Origin of the sequence: Shinella sp. G-2, assembly GCF_050172695.1 — a bacterium.
Lineage (GTDB): Bacteria > Pseudomonadota > Alphaproteobacteria > Rhizobiales > Rhizobiaceae > Shinella.
The window spans coordinates 1-1,040 of sequence record NZ_JBBEYH010000068.1; the positions used below are offsets into that span (position 1 = coordinate 1).

The following is a 1,040-nucleotide window of genomic DNA, read 5'->3' on the forward strand; positions in this document are numbered from 1 at the left end:
GCCGAGGTGTGTGGTCCTGGAATGAGATGGTGCGGATTAACTTTGAAGATTGACGGGTCTTTTGTCCAGGCGTCGCAGATGGCCTGATAGGGCGTTCGCCATCGCAGCGCCTTGAGGTGTTTGGCGAAGTTGTAAGCCGTGACGAAGGCCAGCACATGGGCCTTGAGACTTTCCAGATCGTCATATTGATAAAGCGTCCTTGATGGTGGCGTCCTTGATGGTGCGGTTCATCCGCTCAGCCTGGCCATTCGTCCAAGGATGGTAAGGCTTGGTCAGCCGGTGTTCGATACCGTTTGCGATACAGACGCGGTCGAAGATATGCGGACCGAGGAAGCGACGGCTGGATCCGGTACGGTTCTTGGGCAGGTCGGCGAAGGCCATGCCGTTATTGGTCAGCACGGTGTGTATCTGGCAGGGAAAGACCTCGATCACGTTGCGGAGGAAGGCTGCGCCCTCCATCTTTCCAGTGCAGTCGTGGAATTCGACATGGGTGAACTTGGAGACCCGGTCGATGGCGAGGAACATGATGAGCTTATCGTCGGCATGGCGTAACTCGCAACTGTCGATATGGACGTAACCGATCTCATCGCTTTTGAACCGCTTGCGCCGCTCCTCGACTTCCTCGACCGGCAGTCGGGATATGCCGTGACACTGGAGGCAGCGGTGCAGCGCGCTGCGACTGAGGTTGGGAATGGTATCGCGCAAGCAGCCCAACACATCATCCAGGGGCAGCAACGTCTTCTGCCGGAACGCCACGACGACGGCTTCCTCAGCCGCTGTCAGAACCGTGCTCTTGGGAGACTTGGGGCCCATGGGGGCATCGGCCGTCGTGGTCCGCCCGCACCACTTGGCCACTGTCTTAGGGTTCAGGCTGTAGCGGGCGGCAAGGGACCGGGTACTTTCTTTCGACGCTTGGAGCTCGGTTCGAAGACGTGGCGTCGTGCGGGCGCTGCCGTGAAGAAAACTTCCCACAATGCATCCTCCTCCTGACGACCAAGGATCAATGATGCACCGTTACACTCCGGGACCACACACCTAGG

1 pseudogene is annotated in these 1,040 nt (G+C 58.8%); it reads right to left on the reverse strand.

Annotation, left to right across the window (positions count from 1 at the left end):
* Window positions 1–972: pseudogene (locus tag V8U06_RS29130) on the reverse strand (IS481 family transposase); the annotation flags it as partial.
* Window positions 973–1,040: the final 68 nt, after the last annotated feature.